Origin of the sequence: Rhodococcus sp. SB1D, from assembly GCF_048573875.1 — a bacterium.
Classification (GTDB): Bacteria; Actinomycetota; Actinomycetes; order Mycobacteriales; family Mycobacteriaceae; genus Rhodococcus_F; species Rhodococcus_F qingshengii.
Genome location: NZ_JBMAIQ010000006.1, coordinates 329,175 through 347,569, shown reverse-complemented (window position 1 = coordinate 347,569; position 18,395 = coordinate 329,175). Strand labels below are relative to the sequence as shown.

General features: G+C 63.8%; 19 protein-coding genes. 9 read left to right on the top strand and 10 right to left on the bottom strand.

All coding sequences use genetic code 11. The annotated features are described in order from the left end of the window. Window positions 1-37 precede the first annotated feature (37 nt). The 3 genes from ACN50D_RS16600 (at window position 38) to ACN50D_RS16590 (ending at window position 3,357) form a co-directional block, all read left to right on the top strand. On the top strand, window positions 38-808 hold the full coding sequence (locus ACN50D_RS16600; protein ID WP_047268852.1) for an ABC transporter permease: 771 nt from the start codon (window positions 38-40) through the stop codon (window positions 806-808). Between the two features lie 132 nt (window positions 809-940). Continuing rightward, window positions 941-2,392 (top strand): M20/M25/M40 family metallo-hydrolase, encoded by a 1,452-nt coding sequence (locus tag ACN50D_RS16595; protein ID WP_187781773.1) that lies wholly within the window; start codon window positions 941-943, stop codon window positions 2,390-2,392. 113 nt (window positions 2,393-2,505) lie between these two features. Beyond that, entirely contained in the window at window positions 2,506-3,357 is an 852-nt protein-coding gene (locus tag ACN50D_RS16590; RefSeq protein WP_007730127.1) for an adenylate/guanylate cyclase domain-containing protein, read from the top strand. A gap of 4 nt (window positions 3,358-3,361) precedes the next feature. Here the strand turns inward: ACN50D_RS16590 and thiD are convergent, their stop codons facing one another. Next, window positions 3,362-4,204, bottom strand: a complete 843-nt coding sequence (thiD, locus tag ACN50D_RS16585) for a bifunctional hydroxymethylpyrimidine kinase/phosphomethylpyrimidine kinase (protein WP_003945044.1) — start codon at window positions 4,202-4,204, stop codon at window positions 3,362-3,364. A 156-nt stretch (window positions 4,205-4,360) separates the two neighbouring features. Here thiD and ACN50D_RS16580 point away from each other — a divergent pair, with 156 nt between their 5' ends. Further along, a complete protein-coding gene (locus ACN50D_RS16580; protein WP_231915197.1) occupies window positions 4,361-4,792 on the top strand; it encodes a GNAT family N-acetyltransferase in 432 nt (143 codons plus the stop codon). A gap of 44 nt (window positions 4,793-4,836) precedes the next feature. On the opposite strand, the gene ACN50D_RS16575 is transcribed toward ACN50D_RS16580, so the two are convergent. The 3 genes from ACN50D_RS16575 to ACN50D_RS16565 are packed head-to-tail and all read right to left on the bottom strand — an operon-like array spanning window position 4,837 to window position 7,205. After that, window positions 4,837-5,637 (bottom strand): exodeoxyribonuclease III, encoded by an 801-nt coding sequence (locus ACN50D_RS16575; RefSeq protein WP_042926198.1) that lies wholly within the window; start codon window positions 5,635-5,637, stop codon window positions 4,837-4,839. A gap of 16 nt (window positions 5,638-5,653) precedes the next feature. Next, window positions 5,654-6,595: an N-acetylglutamate synthase, CG3035 family gene (locus ACN50D_RS16570; protein ID WP_419970235.1), complete on the bottom strand. Its 942-nt coding sequence runs from the start codon at window positions 6,593-6,595 to the stop codon at window positions 5,654-5,656. 10 nt (window positions 6,596-6,605) lie between these two features. After that, the gene (locus ACN50D_RS16565; protein ID WP_003945053.1) at window positions 6,606-7,205 is read right to left on the bottom strand and encodes a peptide deformylase; all 600 of its coding nucleotides are present in this window, start codon (window positions 7,203-7,205) and stop codon (window positions 6,606-6,608) included. A 244-nt stretch (window positions 7,206-7,449) separates the two neighbouring features. On the opposite strand from ACN50D_RS16565, the gene ACN50D_RS16560 reads away from it, so the two are divergent. From ACN50D_RS16560 to ACN50D_RS16540, 5 genes are all read left to right on the top strand, one after another. Beyond that, the gene (locus ACN50D_RS16560) at window positions 7,450-7,800 is read left to right on the top strand and encodes a DUF3263 domain-containing protein (RefSeq protein ID WP_007730120.1); all 351 of its coding nucleotides are present in this window, start codon (window positions 7,450-7,452) and stop codon (window positions 7,798-7,800) included. A 53-nt stretch (window positions 7,801-7,853) separates the two neighbouring features. Further along, a complete protein-coding gene (locus tag ACN50D_RS16555) occupies window positions 7,854-8,444 on the top strand; it encodes a LytR C-terminal domain-containing protein (protein ID WP_042926201.1) in 591 nt (196 codons plus the stop codon). A 95-nt stretch (window positions 8,445-8,539) separates the two neighbouring features. Beyond that, window positions 8,540-9,241 (top strand): superoxide dismutase[Cu-Zn], encoded by a 702-nt coding sequence (gene sodC, locus ACN50D_RS16550; protein WP_212633923.1) that lies wholly within the window; start codon window positions 8,540-8,542, stop codon window positions 9,239-9,241. A 90-nt stretch (window positions 9,242-9,331) separates the two neighbouring features. After that, window positions 9,332-10,456, top strand: a complete 1,125-nt coding sequence (locus ACN50D_RS16545; RefSeq protein ID WP_003945034.1) for a glutamate--cysteine ligase — start codon at window positions 9,332-9,334, stop codon at window positions 10,454-10,456. Window positions 10,457-10,563: 107 nt separating this feature from the next. Beyond that, entirely contained in the window at window positions 10,564-11,931 is a 1,368-nt protein-coding gene (locus ACN50D_RS16540; RefSeq protein ID WP_003945056.1) for a phosphatase PAP2 family protein, read from the top strand. On the opposite strand, the gene mnhG is transcribed toward ACN50D_RS16540, so the two are convergent. Genes mnhG through ACN50D_RS16510 form a run of 6 tightly spaced genes read right to left on the bottom strand, consistent with a single transcriptional unit; the run spans window position 11,897 to window position 18,236 of the window. Next, a complete protein-coding gene (mnhG, locus tag ACN50D_RS16535) occupies window positions 11,897-12,241 on the bottom strand; it encodes a monovalent cation/H(+) antiporter subunit G (protein ID WP_003945045.1) in 345 nt (114 codons plus the stop codon). The genes ACN50D_RS16540 and mnhG overlap by 35 nt on opposite strands. Beyond that, entirely contained in the window at window positions 12,238-12,507 is a 270-nt protein-coding gene (locus ACN50D_RS16530) for a monovalent cation/H+ antiporter complex subunit F (RefSeq protein WP_003945061.1), read from the bottom strand. The genes mnhG and ACN50D_RS16530 overlap by 4 nt, the downstream gene beginning before the upstream one ends. After that, window positions 12,504-13,076, bottom strand: a complete 573-nt coding sequence (locus ACN50D_RS16525) for a Na+/H+ antiporter subunit E (RefSeq protein ID WP_003945063.1) — start codon at window positions 13,074-13,076, stop codon at window positions 12,504-12,506. The genes ACN50D_RS16530 and ACN50D_RS16525 overlap by 4 nt, the downstream gene beginning before the upstream one ends. Beyond that, on the bottom strand, window positions 13,073-14,773 hold the full coding sequence (locus ACN50D_RS16520; protein WP_212633922.1) for a Na+/H+ antiporter subunit D: 1,701 nt from the start codon (window positions 14,771-14,773) through the stop codon (window positions 13,073-13,075). Before ACN50D_RS16520 ends, ACN50D_RS16525 begins: the two co-directional genes overlap by 4 nt. Then, complete coding sequence (locus ACN50D_RS16515; RefSeq protein ID WP_003945054.1) at window positions 14,770-15,402, bottom strand: Na(+)/H(+) antiporter subunit C; 633 nt, start codon at window positions 15,400-15,402, stop codon at window positions 14,770-14,772. The genes ACN50D_RS16520 and ACN50D_RS16515 overlap by 4 nt, the downstream gene beginning before the upstream one ends. Next, window positions 15,399-18,236 carry a Na+/H+ antiporter subunit A gene (locus ACN50D_RS16510; RefSeq protein WP_007730104.1) on the bottom strand — a complete coding sequence of 946 codons (2,838 nt, stop codon included), beginning with the start codon at window positions 18,234-18,236 and terminating at the stop codon, window positions 15,399-15,401. Before ACN50D_RS16510 ends, ACN50D_RS16515 begins: the two co-directional genes overlap by 4 nt. Between the last annotated feature and the right edge of the window lie 159 nt (window positions 18,237-18,395).

Below are 18,395 nucleotides of genomic sequence, written 5' to 3'. Positions count from 1 at the left end.
AGGCAAACACGCAGCAGGCTATGGGAGGTGCACTGTAATGGCTGTTCTCAGTGCTGAACGTATCAAGATCACCACGACCAAGTCGCCGCTGTGGTGCTCGGTCATCATCGTCGTGCTCGCGCTCGGCTTCGCGGCCATCATGGGCGCGGTTGCCAAGTCGGCTCTGACGTCCTCCGACGTCCAGGGAGCACCGGACCTCGACACCGCCGTTGCCACGGCCGGCATCTCGGGTTTCGGAATCATGGTTCTCATGATCATGGCGGCCCTCGCGGTCACCAGTGAGTACCGCTTCGGGACCATCCGCACCACCTTCCAGGCCGTTCCGAACCGTGCCTCGGTTCTGATCGCCAAAGCCGGCCTCATCGGTGCTTTCGGTGCTGTACTGACATTTGTTCTCGCCTTCGGCGCGTACGCCATGGCCAAGGCCATCGCCGGTACCGAGGCGAGTGCCGGATTGACCCTGTCGAGCGGCAGTGACTGGCGCGCGATCTACGGCATCCCGATCTACGCCTTCCTGTGCGTGATTCTCGCTGTCGGCGTCGGATCGATCATTCGCCAGTCGGCCGGCGCAATTGCGTTGCTCCTGCTCTGGCCGCTGCTCATCGAGAGCCTGTTCGGACTGTTCGGCAGCTTCGGCGAGAAGATCACCCCGTTCCTGCCGTTCGCGAATGCAAACCACTTCCTCAGTGCGAGCAGCGGTGGCGTCGACTTCCACTGGGGACCCTGGGGCAGCCTGATCTACTTCGCGGCCTTCGTTCTGGTGATTTTCGGAGCAAGTATCGTCATCGTGAATCGTCGCGACGCCTGATCTTGTCGCTCCCTCGGTAGGTGTTGTCGGGAGACCTACCGAGAACCAGGAGTGACAGCAGAGTAGGGACCCAGTACGAAAAACCATTCGTACTGGGTCCCTTTCCTGTGCTTCGGCCGATATCCTCCGAAGATGAGACTCTTCGGTGTGGTTGTGGTCGCAATGGCTGGAGCACTCGTGGTGAGTGGATGCTCGTCGGGAAGTGAAGCGGCCGTCCCGACAGACCCGGTTGCATTCTCCGAGACCGTCACGGTCGACGCCGTGACCGGGCATCTGGAGCAACTCGAGAAGATCGCCGCCAACAACGAGGGCAATCGATCGGCCGGTACCCCCGGCTACGACGCCAGTGTCGACTACGTGGCAAACCTGCTCGAAGACAAGGGTTTCGAGGTCAGCACCCCGGAATTCGACTTCAGCTCCTTCGATCCCGGCACCGAATCCCTGAAAGCCGCTGACGGCTCCGATGTTCCGGTGCGGGCGCTGACATATTCCACCTCCACGGGACCGACCGGAATCACGGCGCGTCTGGTGGCGATTCCCGCCGACGAGACCCCCGGTTGCGAGGCCACCGACTACGACGGCCGCGACGTGAACGGTGCAATCGTGCTGGTCACCCGCGGAGTGTGCCCGTTCGGCGACAAGCAGAAGATCGCCGCTGATCGCGGCGCGGCGGCGTTGCTGGTTGCCAACAACGAGGACGCAATGCTGGGCGGGGCTACCTTGGGTGAACCCGAAGACGCCCGCATTCCGACCGGCGGGGTGAGTAAGGCGTCGGGCGAGGCTCTTGCCGCAGCGCCCGGAGACCTCACGCTGATTCTCGACACGTCGACGGAAACGACGAAGTCGCGCAACGTGATTGCGCAGACCAAGACCGGCGCGACCGACAACGTGGTTGTCGTGGGCGCCCACCTGGACAGTGTGCCGGAAGGTCCCGGAATCAACGACAACGGAAGCGGTACCGCAGCCGTACTGGAAACCGCGCTGCAGATGGGAAGCTCACCGAGCATCGAAAATGCCGTGCGTTTCGCTTTCTGGGGAGCGGAAGAAGTGGGATTGGTCGGCTCCACCCGCTACGTCGAGGGTCTGAGCGATCAGGAACGGGCCGACATCGCCCTGTACCTGAATTTCGACATGCTCGGTTCGCCCAACGCCGGATACCTGGCTTACGACGGCGACAACTCGGATGCCGTCGGGGAGGGGCCCGGGCCCGAGGGGTCGGCGGGCATCGAGCGCACCTTCGTCGATTTTCTCGCCGGGCGAGGGATTGCGGCGGACGGAACGGACTTCGACGGGCGCTCCGACTACGGCCCGTTCATCGAGATCGGGATCCCGGCGGGTGGCGTGTTCAGCGGCGCGGACGAGCGCAAGACGCCGGCACAGGCCGAGAAGTGGGGCGGAGAAGCGGAGGAGACCTTCGACCCGAACTACCACAGTGCCCAGGACAACCTCGCGAACATCGATCGCGAAGCGCTCGCTGCCAACGCTTCTGCAGTAGCCTTCGGAGTTGCGACGTATGCCCAGGATTTGAGCGGGCCGAACGGAGTTCCCGTCGGCGATGCCCGGACACAGGCCAGAACCGAATGATCGACTGACCGAATGATCGACTGACCGAATGATCGACTGTGCGAGCGACCAGGAGGCCACTGTGCGAGAACGGCGGCAGCACACTGTCTGTAACTCTGAGTTACGCTTGAGTTATGGCTGATCTGTCCCCGGAGAACACCGACACGGCAGGTGCTTCTTCCTCCTCGGTTCGAGGCGTCGTCGACGTCGTCTTGAACTCTGCGGCAGAACTTAACCGTCGGCAGCAGCTCATCGACGCGCTACGACGCCTCAGGCGGGCACTACCCGGTGATCCAGGGTTTGGGGATCCGCTCTCGCTCGCCGGCCCCGGCGGTGCGCGCGCCGTCGCGCGCGTCGCTGACAGATTGCTCGATCAGAAGCCGGCAGCCACTCGCGAAGTGAGCCTCGGAGCACTGCAGGTGTGGCAGGCAGCGCTGGAAAAGATGGGCCGCGGACGTGGCGATCAAGAACTGACCATCGTCTTCACCGATCTGGTGGGCTTCTCCACCTGGTCGCTCGCAGCCGGTGACGGCGCGACGCTGACCCTTCTGCGTGCGGTGGCGCAGGCCGTGGAAACTCCGATCACCGACAACGGCGGACACGTCGTCAAACGGATGGGCGACGGTCTGATGGCAGTGTTCATTCGCCCGGATGCGGCTTTGAAGGCGGTGTTCACCGCGCAGGACGCGCTCGCGGAAGTCGATCTCGACGGATACACCCCGCGCATGCGCGTCGGCCTACACACGGGTACCCCGCGTCAGATCGGTGACGACTGGCTCGGCGTCGACGTGACCATCGCCGCCCGGATGATGGGCTTGGGCGGCGACGGCAACGTCATGATGTCGGCGACAACTCTCGAGGAACTCGAAGCCGGCACCCTGGAGGATCTCGATCTCACGATCCGGCCATGGCGGCGAGGGTTTTTCGCGACCACGCCCAACGGAGTTCCCGTCGACCTGGGAATCTGGCGCGTGCGCCGGAACTAGCGCACTAAACCTGGAGCCGCCAGAGCGGGGACACCGGACCATGTCCCGCGCCGAGGTCGTACGACGCCTCGAGACACTTGGTCACCCACTCTTTGCCGAACGCCACCGCGTCCGGAACGGAATAGCCGTGTGCGAGAGCGCAAGTGATCGCAGCAGCCAGCGTGTCTCCGCCGCCGTGATCGTTGCCGGTGTCGATCCGGGCACTGCTGAATTCGAGGAAACGGTCGCCGTCGAACAACAGGTCGGTGGACAACTCCGAAGTACGAAGGTGGCCACCCTTGACGATGGACCATTGAGCGCCGAGCGCATGCAGCGCTTCTGCCGCTTGGCGGGCGCTCTTGTCGTCGACGACCTCGATACCGGTGATCAACCGAACCTCGTCAAGGTTCGGAGTGACCACCGTGGCTGCCGGAATCAAGGTGTTGCGGACCGCGTCGAGAGCTTCTTCGTGCAACAGCGGATCGCCGTGCATCGACGCGCACACCGGGTCGACCACGAGCGGAATCGGACGGTCGCGGCCGATCCCAACCTCGGCGGCAACCGCGGCCACCGCTTCAATGATTGTCGTCGACGCGAGCATTCCCGTCTTCGCCGCACCGACGCCGATGTCCGAGACCACGACGCGCACCTGGTCGGCGACGATCTCCGGCGGAATCTCGTGGAATCCGCTGACTCCCACCGAATTCTGGACCGTCACTGCGGCGACGGCCACGCAGGCGTGCACTCCGCACATCGCCATCGTGCGGGAATCGGCTTGAATGCCGGCTCCGCCACCGGAGTCGGTTCCGGCGATGGTCAATGCCCGAATCGGGGTCTGTCCGGCGGGGGTTAGGGGCAGCAGCTTCACGACGACGAGCCTACCGATCGGACCTGGGGAAACGGCAGCTCGGTCCCACCTCTCGCGGGAACGACGGCGCGAACTGCGATTGCGATCCGGTCGTTCCCGGTGCAAAAATTGGTCGAACCCGGGACAGCGTCGTCGGTAGCTGATTCTATGAGTGGCATGGATCACAGTTATGGAGAGCGTGCGAACGCAGCTGTCGCCGATCGCGCAGGTGCACATCGTGCCGTGGAGGTCGCCGCAATGAACGACATCGAAAATTCGAAAACCGGAACCTCACCGGAAGTCACGCTCGTGGACAATCCGTCGCACGAACGATTCGAACTGCTCTCCGACGACGAGTTGGTCGGCATCCTCGGATACCGCGACGAAGACGAGATTTCGGGGAGCGGAGCCGAAGCGGGCGACGTGGTTGCGTACATGCATACCGTCGTCAAAGAGGAGTACGGCGGGCAGGGACTGGCAGCCGTACTCGTGCAGTTCGCAATGGACTGCGCCCGTGAACGTGATTGGTCGGTACGGCCCGTGTGTACCTATGTTCAGCGGTACCTCGGCGAGCATCCCGAGTATCTGGAACTGCTCGTCGAGGACTAGAAGCCCGAGGGTGCAAACAGACGATCAGGCTCCGAGATTCACGATCACCCGAGATTCACGATCACCGGAGCGTGATCGCTGGCGCCCTTGCCTTTTCGCTCGTTTCGATCGATCTCGGCCGCCTCGACGCGTGCTGCGAATGCCGGTGAGCCGAGGATGAAGTCGATTCGCATACCCTGCTTCTTCGGGAAGCGAAGCTGCGTGTAATCCCAGTACGTGTACACGCCGGGACCGGGTGTGTACGGGCGAACTACGTCCGCGAACCCGGACTCGGTGAAGGCGGTGAACGCAGCTCGTTCCGGCTGCGACGTGTGGGTCTTGCCCTCGAAGAAAGCGGGATCCCACACGTCGTCGTCCGTGGGAGCGACGTTCCAGTCGCCGACCAGGGCGATCTGCGCGTCGGGATCCTGCTTGAGCCAGCCCTCCGCGTCGTCGCGCAGCTTGGCCAGCCAATCCAGCTTGTAGGCGTAATGCGGGTCTTCCAGCTCACGGCCGTTGGGGACGTACAGGCTCCACACCCGCACACCGCCGCAGGTGGCACCGATCGCACGTGCCTCGCGGACCGGGTCTGCCTCGGGATCCTTGTCGAACCCGGGCTGATCCTCGAATCCGATCTGCACGTCGTCCAAGCCGACGCGGGAAGCGATGGCGACACCGTTCCACTGGCTCAACCCGACGTGGGCGACCTCGTAGCCGATTTCCTTGAAGCGTTCGTACGGAAACTGCTCGTCCTTGCACTTGGTTTCCTGCATTGCCAGGACGTCGACGTCGGATCGACCGAGCCAGTCGATGATCCTGTCGGTACGGGCACGGACGGAGTTGACGTTCCAGGTAGCGATGCGCACGAGGGCAAGCCTAGCGTCAGCCGCCGACAGGATCGGTGGCGTATCGGTAGCGGTGGTGTTCGACGAATCCGAGTTGCTCGTAGAGCGCGATCGCCGCGAAGTTGTCCGCCGAAACCTGGAGGTACGCGTGCGTCGCACCGTTCTCACGACCCCAGGAGAGTAGATCTCCGCAGATCAGCGACCCGATTCCGTGACGACGGTGTTCAGGGGCGACGTGAATGCCGGTCAGTCCTACCCAGCGTTTGTGGTCGGGTGCCTCGGTGAGCGCAGCGCGCCCGATGGCAAGCGTCGTGTCGGTGTTTCCGATCGCGCCGAAAGTTGCAGTGCCCACGACAGCCGTGAGGACCGCCTCGACGTACGCCGGATCGCCGTGGGCGTCGTACATCGACAGCCAGTTGTGGTCGGGGCGGTCGGCGAACGAGGTGACCGGAGGACCGAGCGGCAGCGTGACATTGCCCAGATCGGCGGCCATCACGATGGTTTCCTTCTTGCTGGTCCACCCGTCCGGAGCGGTGCCGAGTCGATCGGGGAGGAGCAGCAGGGTCGGCAGTCCGCGGTCACCGAACCACTGGCGTATCCGCTCGATGGTGCTCGCGTCGAAGCCGGCAACCGCCCCCGCACCGCCGAGCGGCAAAGCGGAATTGGCGCGACCGGTGACACCGTGACCGGCGCGCAGCAACCAACCGTCGATCCACGCCTGCTCGACCCCCGGCCACGCCGCCGCAGCAGCCGTTTCGAGGTTTCTAATCTCGCCGATGCGAATCGGGCGGGCCGAGAGACTCTTGAGCGCGATCACCTGATCGGCGGAGACCTGGACCAGCCGACCGTCGCCGGCGCGAACGGCGATGGGATCGGCGCCCTCGAGGATGCCGATGACGTCGGTCATGGGATGCGAATAGCCGGGTGGGAGCTTGTATCGCAAAACCACCCGGCTACCGATCGAAATGTTGCCGTTCAGAGCAGAATTCTCAGTCTTCGTAATCGTCGTCGTCGTGACCGAACGGATCGTCGACGGTCCCCGGCGTCCAGGTCAGACCGGGCTTGCCCCAACCGGAACGCTTGATGATCTTCTTGGCAGCGCGCGCGTTGCGGCCGATCAGTACGTCCGTGTAGAGGAAACCGTCGAGATGCCCGGTCTCGTGCTGGAGCATCCGTGCGAAGAATCCGGTGCCCTCGACCTCGATCGGGTTGCCGTCGGCGTCGGTGCCGGTGACCTTCGCCCAATCGGCGCGACCCGTCGGGAACTGCTCGCCGGGAACGGACAGGCAACCCTCGAAGTCTTCGTCCGGGTCGGGCATCGTCTGGGGGATTTCGGACGTCTCGAGTACCGGGTTCACGACGACGCCGCGTCGACGCTCGCTGCTGCGGTCGTCACCGGGGCAGTCGTAGACGAAGACTCGCAGTGGAACACCGACCTGATTGGCCGCCAGACCGACGCCGTTGGCAGCGTCCATCGTCTCGTACATGTCTGCGATCAGTTCGGCGATCTCGGCCGGGGACTGAGTGACCGGCTCTGTCGCCTTGTGCAGTACTGGGTCGCCGACGATTCGGATGGGGAGGATAGCCATGCGGACAAGGATAGTGCGGCGCGCCCGCGTAGTTATCACGGCCCGCACACTCGATCATGGTTCAATGGTTGCTGAAGAACAGCGATGTAATTCGTTGCTCGGTCGGAACGTGGGCCGCGGGGGAAATTGTGAGTTACCTTCGGGCCAGGGGACCGGGAAACTCACGGCCGCGAGAATTCGGTCGGAAAAAGAACACCGGGCATACGAGTCTCGCTGACGCCGAGCACAGCAGTCGAGGAGTGACATGGACGGCGCAACCGCGCGTAGTCGGAACCAGTCCGAAGGCACTGGCGCCGACGATTCGGTAGTAGATACAGCAGGCATGCACGAGGTGGGCGAAGACGGCCTCACCCGCCGGGAGCACGACATCCTCTCCTTCGAGCGCCAGTGGTGGAAGTACGCCGGTGCGAAGGAAGAAGCCATCAAGGAGTTGTTCGACATGTCGGCAACCCGCTACTACCAGGTTCTCAACGCCTTGGTCGATCGCCCCGAATCCTTGGCGGCTGATCCCATGCTGGTCAAGCGCCTGCGTCGTCTGCGTGCCAGCCGTCAGAAGGCCAGGGCCGCCCGCCGCCTCGGCTTCGAGGTCACCTGAATCACGCGTACATATGATCGGGCTGTCCACACACTGGCGATAAGGTCGACATCGTGAGTACCCCGAAAGAGCAGCCGTCCGGACCTCCGCTTCGCGCAATCGCCATGGTGTTGATCGCGTTGGCGATCGTGTTCATCGGTCTCGGAGCAGCCTCACTGGGTGGATCGAGCGACGGTGGATCGGGCGACGAGAACACCGCAGCAGAGCAGACCGAATCCTCGGCGTCTGCCACGACGAGCGCCCCCGCGCCGGCCACCACCAAGCCGGCAGCGACGACACAACCCGCTTCGGGCGATACCACCACCACGTCGCGACCCTCGGGAACTGCGACGACCACGACTTCCAGCTCCGCGAGCGGCACCGACACGTCGAATGTCAGCGTTCGAGTTCTCAACAACAGCACCGTCTCCGGTCTGGCAGCAGGCACCGCCGAGGAATTGACGGCAGCAGGTTGGAACGTCGAGGAGACGGGTAACTACAGCGAGGGCACCGTCAGTACGACGACGGTGTATTACGGATCGTCCGCGGCGGAGAAGGCAGCGGCGCAGAAGATCGCGGCTGAACTCGGAGTCTCCGCAGAGCCTCGATTCGCCGGCATCGCGAACGCGTCACCTGGCGTGATCGTGATCGTGACCTCCAACTGACCGGTCGTGAAGGTGGAACTGACCCGTCGGTTCCAGCTACTACACGCGCCGTTATGATCAGAAGCACTTTCTCGCCACCTCAAAGGAGCGGTTCGATGGCCCCCAGCAGCACCCGGCGTATGTCCTGGCGCGTCGTTGCCCCTGTAGTCGCGATTGCCGCTTTCGGCTTGACCGCTTGCAGTAACAGCGAAGAGCCCAGCAGCGTCCCCGGCACGACTCCTCCGGTGTGGACCGGTGCAGCCGATCCCAGCGCGCACGAAAGCGCGGGCGGCCACGGTTCCGAGACGGCTCACGCCGGCGCTTCTGCCGAAACGGTCACCGCAACGCTGAACGGCACCGACGGCGCCAAGGTCGGAACGGTTACGTTCGCGCAGGAAGGTAGCGACGTCAAGGTCACCCTCGACGCCAAGGGCCTCACCCCCGGCTTCCACGGATTCCACGTCCACCAGGTCGCCAAGTGCGAGACCAATTCCGTTGCCCCCAGCGGCGGAGAGCCGGGTAACTTCCTCTCGGCAGGCGGACACTTCCAGGCCGAGGGTCACACGGGCCACCCGGCGAGCGGCGACCTCACTTCGGTTCAGGTCCTCGAAGACGGCACCGCCACACTGGTCACCAGGACCGATGCATTCACCGTCGACGAACTGGTCGCAAACGGTGGAACATCCGTCATGATCCACGCCGGAGCGGACAACTTCGGCAACATCCCGACGCGTTACGCGCCGGCACCGGATCAGCAGACCCTCGACACCGGTGACGCAGGCGGACGCGTTGCTTGCGGTGTCATCACCAAGAGCTGACAAACTCACCTGAGTTTTGCATCACTTCCGGCGACTACCACGCAGTAGCCAGCACGGTGTTTTTACCGACACTGTGATTGGATTCTCTGCGTGGTAGTTCCATTTCCAGGTTCGCCGCGCCCGACGCTGGGCGTGGAGTGGGAGATCGCGCTGGTCGATCGCAAGACCAGAGATCTCTCCAACACAGCAGCCGAGGTGTTTTCGGCGGTCGAAGAGCTTGCCGGCTCCGAAACCCCGCACATCACCAAGGAACTACTGCGAAATACCGTCGAACTCGTTACGGGTATTCATTCGACGGTCGGCGAGGCGATGAGTGATCTCGACAGGTCACTGGATCTGCTGCGTCGCGCCGCGAATCCGCTCGGCGTCGACCTCATCAGCGCGGGCACGCACCCGTTCGCGCAATGGTCGACTCAGTTGGTCACCCGGACGCCCGACTACGACGAGCTCATCGAACGCACGCAGTGGTGGGGTCGGCAGATGCTGATCTGGGGCGTGCACGTCCACGTGGGTGTCTCGTCCGCGGACCGCGTTTTCCCCATCATCAACGCACTGCTGCAGCGCTATCCGCATTTGCTGGCGCTGTCGGCATCCTCGCCGATGTGGGCCGGTGTCGACACCGGCTATGCGTCCAATCGAGCGTTGATGTTCCAGCAGCTCCCCACCGCAGGTCTTCCGTACCAGTTCGAGAACTGGGCCGAATACGAGTCGTTCATCGACGACCAGATGAAGACCGGTGTGATCACCAAGATCGGTGGCATGCACTGGGACATCCGTCCCGCGCCGAAGTGGGGAACCATCGAGGTCCGGGTGTTCGACGGCGTCTCGACGCGCGCCGAACTGGGTGCCCTCGTTGCTCTGGTCCACTGCCTCATCGTCGATCTGGACCGCAGACTGAGTGCCGGTGAGACTCTGCCGAACATGCAGCCGTGGCACGTCAAGGAAAACAAGTGGCGCGCAGCGAGATACGGACTGGACGCCGAGATCATCCTCGACTCCGACGCAAACGAGTGCCTCGTCACTGACGATCTGGATCGCCTACTCGACGACTTGGCGCCGATCGCGGTCTCGCTCGGCTGCGCGGACGAGTTGGCGTCGGTGGCGGACATTCCCCGTCGCGGCGCGTCCTACCAGCGGCAACGTCGTGTCGCGGAAGCGACGGGCGGCGATCTGGTTGCGGTCGTCGACGCCTTGGTCGCAGAGTTGGGCACCTAGCAGGTTCACAGTGCGAAGGGCTGTTTCGCGGACTGGAAATCCGGGCATACCAACCGTTTGTCCAGTGGGTGTCCATATTCAGTTCACACGCCGTTTACTATTGTCCGGTGTTGATAGACAGTTGGTCCCAACGAGGGGGCGCACCCGGACAGTCGGACCGTTCGTGGTCGAGTTCTCACCGACTCCTTCTGATCGGCACAGCAGCATTGACCGTGCTGGTCCTGGGCGTGCAGGCGTTCGCGTCGTACAAGGGCTATCTCGGTCCGGTGGAAAGCCTGTTCGGTGACTACTTCCTCGTTCCCCGCTCCGCGACCATGCCTTGGGTGGGCCTCGCTCTCGCGCTCGTCGGACTGAACAACAAAGAACGCATCTACGCGGTATCCGCGGCCGTCGTGATCGACGTGGTCGTCGGCGCGATCCGCTGGTTCTCGGGTGGACCGCTGACGATGGGCACCGGCGGCACCTGGGTGCTGACGGCCATCGCGGTGTACGCGGTGTGGAAGTTGTCCGGTGAGCGTCGACTCAGCGTTCTGCACGGCGTCGCGCTGGGCGCGTTGCTCATCATCGCGGCCAAGGTTGCCGAGACGTGGCTGGAGATCACCATTCTCGTCGGCACCGACGTGTGGGACGAGTACGTGTTCCTCGCCGACCAGGCTCTCGGGAATCCGTCGTGGGTGATGGGCCAGATCGTCGACGCCATGGGCCCCGTCGGTGCCGCAGCCCTCGACTGGATCTACGTCGAACTGCCGGTCGCGGTGATCGTGGTTGCTCTCTATCAAGTACGTAAGGGATGGCCGTCGCATCACCTGCTGCGCACGTTCCTGCTCATCGGGCTGATCGGCCCGATCTTCTACGTCCTGTTCCCGGTGGTCGGCCCGGTGTTCGCCTTCGGTCCGCGTGGGTTCGGATTCCAGATCGGTGACTACTGGCCGAACATCGTGCCCAACTTCGACTTCGCATCACCGTCGTCGCTGCCGTTCGACGACGCCGCACCGCGAAACTGCATGCCGAGCCTGCACACCGCGTGGGCGGTCGCATTGTTTATCCACTCGCGCAGCGGGCCGTGGTGGATTCGCAGCCTGGGATCGTTCTGGCTCGTTGCGACCCTGACCGCGACGCTCGGTTTCGGATTCCACTACGGCGTCGACCTCATTGCCGGTGCCGTCCTGTGCTTGACCCTCGATGCGGCGCTACGGGATCCGGAGCGCGGCTGGGGTTGGTTCCGAGTGCGTCTGTTGATCGGTGGCTCGGCACTCCTGGCGGGATTGTTGCTCTCGTACCGGTTCGCTGCGGTGCAGATGGCCGAGTACCCGGCGATCTTCGGGCCGCTGCTGATGGCTGTCCTGGTTCTGATGTCGGTGGCGTACTTCGCCACCTTCTTCGCCCGCCCCGGCACTGCTCTTGCGGTGTGGGGCGAGCGCGACGGCGAGTGGGATGCCGTTACAGGAGAGAGTCCGGGTCTTCCAGCTCGTTGATCTTCATGAGGTCGTCCTCTTCGCGCTGTTCGCGGTAGGCGACTCGGCCGACGCTGTGCGCGATCACGGGCGCCGTCAGCAGCGTGAAGATGCCCACCAGGACCAACATCCAGATGTCGACGCTCCCACGAAGCAGGAACACGGCGCCCATCAGGACCAAGATCAGTCCGACCACCTGAGGTTTCGTGGCCGCGTGCATACGACGCAGAGTGTCGGGGAAGCGAACGATTCCCACCGCGGCGGTCAGCGCGAGCAGCGCGCCGAGGAAGATGGAGATGGCCCCGATCGTGTCGAGGATGTTGCCGATCACTGGTCACTCACCCGGAAGCGCGCGACGGACACCGAACCGATGAAGCCGACCAGCGCCAGCGCGACGATCGCGGGAACGATGGTCGTGTCTTTGCTGTACGCGGCCCAGACCGCGAGTCCACACATCGAGACCGCGATGATCGTGTCCAGGGCGACGAGGCGGTCGAGTGAGCTCGGACCGTCGAGCAATCGGAACGTGGTCAGTACGGCGGCGATCAGCAGAATCACTCCGGAAATGATCAAGATCGTGGTGATGAACCCGTTCATGGTTGGTCCTCCTGCCGGGGTGCATCGAATTCGTAGTCGCGCTGGTGCCATGGGCTGGGTTGCCAGTCCGAATCACGTTCGAACGACGCGATGAACAACCGCTCGAGGTCCTCCACCGAGCGGTAGAACGCGCTGACGGCTTTCTGCGAGCCGACGTCGAGCACGTGGACGTAGACGATGCGTCGGTTCTGGTCGATCTCGAGAACCATCGTGCCGGGGATCAGGTTGAGAACGTCGATGCACAGCGTGAGAACCAGGTCGGACTTGATCCCGAGTTGGTACCGCAGAACTCCGGTGACCGGGGGCGGCGACGGGCGGATCGCCAGCCACGCGACCTGGATACTCGACTGGATCGCGTAGTACACGATCATCCACAACAGACGCAGAATCGACAGCAGATGTACCCGACCCTCGACCGGTACGCGGGGGAGGGGAAGCAGGACCATGATGATCAGGCCGACGGCGAGTCCGCCGAAGATGTTGCCGAAACTGATGTTGCCCCACAACAGGATCCATACGACCATCAGCCACAGCAGGATCCCGACGCGGAGTACCTGTTCGCGTTTCATCGCGGAGCCTCCTCGGTGTTCGGGGCCTCGGTATTCGGGACATCGGTACTGGGAGCTACAGCAGGGTCGTCTGCAGCGACGGGAGCTTCGTCGACCGGCACGGGCCGGTGGTTGCCGAGAACCGCGTCGATGTAGATGGACCGGTCCTGCAGGTCCTTCGCCGCTCTGTCGCTGATGTCGATGATCCGGCCCGCGAACACCGTCAGTGCCAGACCGACGATGACAAGTCCGACCGTCGGAATCAGCATGAAGAGCGGAATCTTGCCGACATCCTCGCGGTCGACGAACGCGATGTCCTCTTCGGACTCGTCGATCAACGCTGACGGGCTGACGTCGGCGAGGTCACCTTCGGGCGCGTCGGCCCGGGCTCGCCAGAAAGCCTTGGTCCACACGCGGGCGACGGCGTAGAGCGTCAGCAAGCTGGTGATCGTGCCGCCGGCAACGAGGATCCAAGCCAACGCGCTGGCGTCGGCCGCACCGGCCTGAAGGAGCGCGACCTTGCCGATGAAGCCCGAGAACGGCGGGATACCACCGAGATTCAGCGCCGGGATCAGGAAGACGATCGCGAGGATCGGGCTGGCCGCCGCCAGACCGCCGAGACGGCGCAGCGACGACGACCCGGCTTGTCGTTCGATCAGGCCCACGACGAGGAAGAGCGTCGTCTGCACGATGATGTGGTGGGCGACGTAGTAGATCGCGCCGGACAGCCCGGACGTCGTGGACAGAGCGATACCGAAGATCATGTAACCGATATGGCTGACCAGTGTGAACGAGAGCAGACGTTTGATGTCGCTCTGCGCGATGGCACCCATGATGCCGACCACCATCGTGAGCAGGCCGCACACCATCAGTACGTTGTCGAGTTCCCCTTGCGGGAACAGCAGTGAATGCGCGCGGATGATCGCGTACACACCGACCTTGGTGAGCAACCCGGCGAAGACGGCGGTGATCGGTGCGGGCGCGGTCGGATACGAGTCCGGTAGCCACGCAGACAGCGGGAAGACCGCGGCCTTGATGCCAAACGCCACGAGCAGGACAGCGAAGATGGCGGTTCGTGTGCCCGGCGGAATGTTGTCGAAGCGCAGGGCCATGTCGGCCATGTTGAGGGTGCCGGTCGCCGCGTAGGCGAAAGCGATGCCCGCCAGGAAGATCAGCGAAGACACCATCGAGACCATCACGTACGAGACACCGGCCCGGACGCGGTCAGCGCTGGCACCGAGCGTCAGGAGCACGAAACTCGCGGCGAGCAGAACCTCGAACCCGACGTAGAGGTTGAAGAGGTCACCGGCGAGGAACGCGTTGGAGATACCGGCGGTCAATGCGAGATAGGTCGGCAGGAAGATCGAGACCGGCTGGGCCTCGCTGCCGTCGCGAATACCCTGACCGATCGCGTAGATCATGACGGCGAGCAACACCACCGACGAGACCACGAGCAACATCGCCGAGAGACGGTCGACCACGAGTGTGATGCCGATGGGGGAGTCCCAGCCGCCGACCTGAACGGCCGTCGTACCGTCGCGGTCGGCGAGGTAGAGCAGCAAGCCCGACACCGCGACGACGCCGACGAGCGCGATCAGTGTGATCACGCGCTGAAAACGAGGACGTCGGCCGACGACCAGCGTCGCAGCAGCGGCCAGCATCGGGATCAAGACGGGCAGGGGCGCAAGGGCTCCCATCAGGTTGTCCGAGATGGTCATGCGCCTCCACCTCCCTCGATCTTGGTCTGGCGAGCGTCTTTGCGCCGCTTCTCGGATTCCTTCTTACGAGCAAGGTCGGTGGCCCAGTCGGGTACCGGTTCGTCCTCGAAGTCGCCGTCGTGGAGGTCGTCGTAGCATTCGATGTCCTCGAGGTTGACCAGTTGTTCGAGGGGAATAGGGTTGCCGTCCTTGTCGAATGCGTCGCCGCCGATGCTCGGGGCACCGGTGACCGGGTCGTCGGAGCGGTCGTGGTCGGGAGCGTCGGCAGGCAGGCGACGCTTGAGAACCTTGGTGTCCTCGGGATCGTCCTCGACGGCGTCGGCGGTGTTGATCTTGTAAGACCGGTACGCCAGTGCCAGAACGAAGCCGGCGATACCCATCGTGATCACGATCGCCGTCAGGATCATGCCCTGGGCGAGCGGATCCGCTATTTCCTCGTGGACCGAATCTCGGCCGACGATGGGCGGATTCCCGTCCGATCCACCGACGGTCAGGATCAAGAGGTTGATGGCGTTGCCGAATAGAAGTAGACCGAGCAGCATCCGAGTGATGCTTCGTTCGATCAGCAGGTAGACACCGGCCGACGTGAGGACGCCGATCAGGATCAGCATTCCGATGTTTGCGCTCATGGTGCTTTCACCTCGATTTCTGCGTCGAGGCGGGCGCCGAGACTTCGGAGTACGTCCAGGACCAGGCCGACCACGATGAGGTAGACGCCCAGGTCGAAGAACAGTGCGGTGACCAGTTTGACGTGGCCGATGAGCGGGAGTGTGAACTCGAATACGGCGGACGAGAGCGCCGGGGCGCCGAGGAACAGCGACACCAGGGCGGTGCCCGCGGCCAGCGCCAAACCGAGGCCGAGAATCTTGCCCGCGTCGATGGGTACGGCTTCACCGAGTTCGTAGCGTCCGCCGGCGAGGTACCGAAGTACCAGCGCCAGGCCCGCCGTCAGGCCTCCGGCGAAACCGCCACCGGGGGCATTGTGACCGGAGAAGAAGAAGTAGATCGACAACACCATGATGGTCGGGAAGATCAACCTCGTGGTGACCTCGAGAACCAGCGAACGGTGTCGAGGATCGATGAGGTCTCCGCCGCGCAACCACGTCGTGTCCGAGTTGGCAGCTGCCTTGTCGACGATGACGGAGGGGGCGTCCGCGACGCGCGGCGCGATACCGAACCGGCGGTTGCGGAAGACGAGGCTGGCGACGCCAGTTGCCGCGACCAGCAGCACCGAGATCTCACCGAGGGTGTCCCATGCGCGGATGTCGACGAGTAGGACATTGACGACGTTCTTGCCGTTGCCCAGGTCGTAGGCAGCGTCGGGAAGCAGCTCGTAGATCGGACGAGTGTTTCGGGCATTGGTCGCGAAGGCCGCGATGGTGGTGACGGTGATACCGACGGCGACAGCGAGTGCGGCACGCGGCCACTTGAAGCCGATCGCCTTGCTCTCGTCGACTTCGGCGGGGAACTTCCGGAGCACGAGCACGAAGATCACCAGTGTCAGTGTCTCGACGAGGAACTGGGTCAGCGCGAGGTCGGGTGCGCCGTGCAGCGCGAACAACACGCCGCAGCCGTAGCCGGTGAGTCCGACGAGGATGACGCTGGCGAGTCGGTTGCGCATCAGCGTCGCGGCGATGGCGGCCGAGATCATCATCAGCGCGATAGTGAACTGGATGGGTGAATCCCACATCCGAAGGTCGACTCCGCCGCCATCGGTGTCGATGATCAGCAGGAACAGCGGCACAACGACCAGCGTCGCGAGAATCGTCGACTGTGTGCGGGGGAGCGAACCACGCTGAGTGGCACCGGTCAGGCGCATCGAGATGGTGTCCATGCCGCGCAGGGTCGCGTCGTAGATACGGTCGGCGTTGCCGAGCGGCGGGTGCTCGAAGTGCAGTCGGCTGATCTGACGCTGCGCGATGTAGAGCGCGATGCCGCCGGCGATGACGATGCAGGTGAGCAGCAGCGGAGTGTTGAATCCGTGCCACAGCGCGAGGTGGTAGTCGGCGTGAGGTCCGGGGGCCAGTGTGGTGGAGTACGGGGTCAGCAGCTTCTCGAGCTGGGGCGAGAGAATGCCGGCGGCCAGACCGAGAACAGCGAGCAGGCCGGGCGCGAACAGGAACAGCCAACCCGGCTTGTGCATCTTGCTCACGGCTGGGCTGGGCTTGCTCAGGGTCTTACGTCCGAAGGCGCCCCAGATGAAGCGGACGCTGTAGCCGACGGTGAGGATCGAGCCCAACACGATCACCGTGACGACGGCGATGGACGACCAGTGGCCGAGCGCGTTCGTTTCGAGCACCGATTCGAGTGCGGCTTCCTTGCCGACGAATCCGAGTAGCGGTGGCAGACCGGCCATGCTGGCGGCAGCGAGGCTCGCGATGATCGCGAGAGCGGGTGCCGCTTTACCCAGGTGAGCAAGTTTGCGCAGGTCACGGGTACCGGTCGTGTGATCGATGATGCCAACGACCATGAAGAGTGCGGCCTTGAACATCGCGTGCGCCACGACCATCGTCATGCCGGCCAGGGCGGCGTCACGCGTGCCGATGCCGACCAGGACCATCATGAAGCCGAGTTGGCTGACGGTTCCGAAGGCGAGGACGAGTTTGAGGTCGTACGCGCGCATGGCTCGCCAACCGGCGAGGATCATCGACAGCAGACCCAAACTGATGATGGTGATGCGCCACGGCGGCGAATCGGCGTACCCGGGAGCCAGGCGCGCGACGAGGTAGATACCGGCCTTGACCATTGCAGCAGCGTGAAGATAACCGCTGACAGGGGTTGGCGCGGCCATTGCACCGGGAAGCCAGAAGTGCAGGGGCACGATTGCCGATTTGGAGAGCGCACCGATCAGGATCAGGACGATCGCGACGGACGGGAGCCACCCCGTCGGCGGGTTCGCGACCAGTTCGGACAGGTTGTAGCTGCCGCCGACCTGGCCGAGGATGATCATGCCGACCAACATCGCCAGACCACCCGCGGTGGTGACCAGCAGTGCCTGGGTCGCGGCGCGGCGGCTGGTGGCGCGTTCGGCGTAGTGACCCACGAGCAGGAACGACAAGACCGTTGTCAGTTCCCAGAACACGTAGAGAAGCAGCATGTTGTCGCTGGTCACTAGCCCGAACATGGCACCCGCGAAGGCGACCATCTCGGCGGCGAAGATACCGAGTCGAGGTTCGTCGTCGGTGAAATAGCGGGCGCAGTAGACCAGGATGAGCGTGCCGACACCCAGGACGAGCACGGCCATGATGGCCGAAAGCGCGTCGAACCTGAAGTCGATGTCCATCGACAGCCCTGGAACCCAGGTGATGTGCAGCGTCTCGACGGTGCCCCATTTGTCGATGACCCAGCCGAGGCCGGCGAGGGGGACTATCGCGAGGGGGAAGAAGCCGTTTCGCCCTAACCTGCGCACCACAAGCGGAGCCAAGAGGGCGGCAACGGCATGGGCAAGCAAGATAGCGAGCAAAAGGCACTCCGTCGTGTTGTCAGCGGGCGGCGGGGTGTCCGAACAAAATCGAACCTATCGGATTAACGAGACAATTCACCTTGTCGGAGAGGTTGTCTTTGCGTACATATTACCGGGCGTGGCAGTTTCGATGTGCAGCGAGTCGATTCGGACATCATC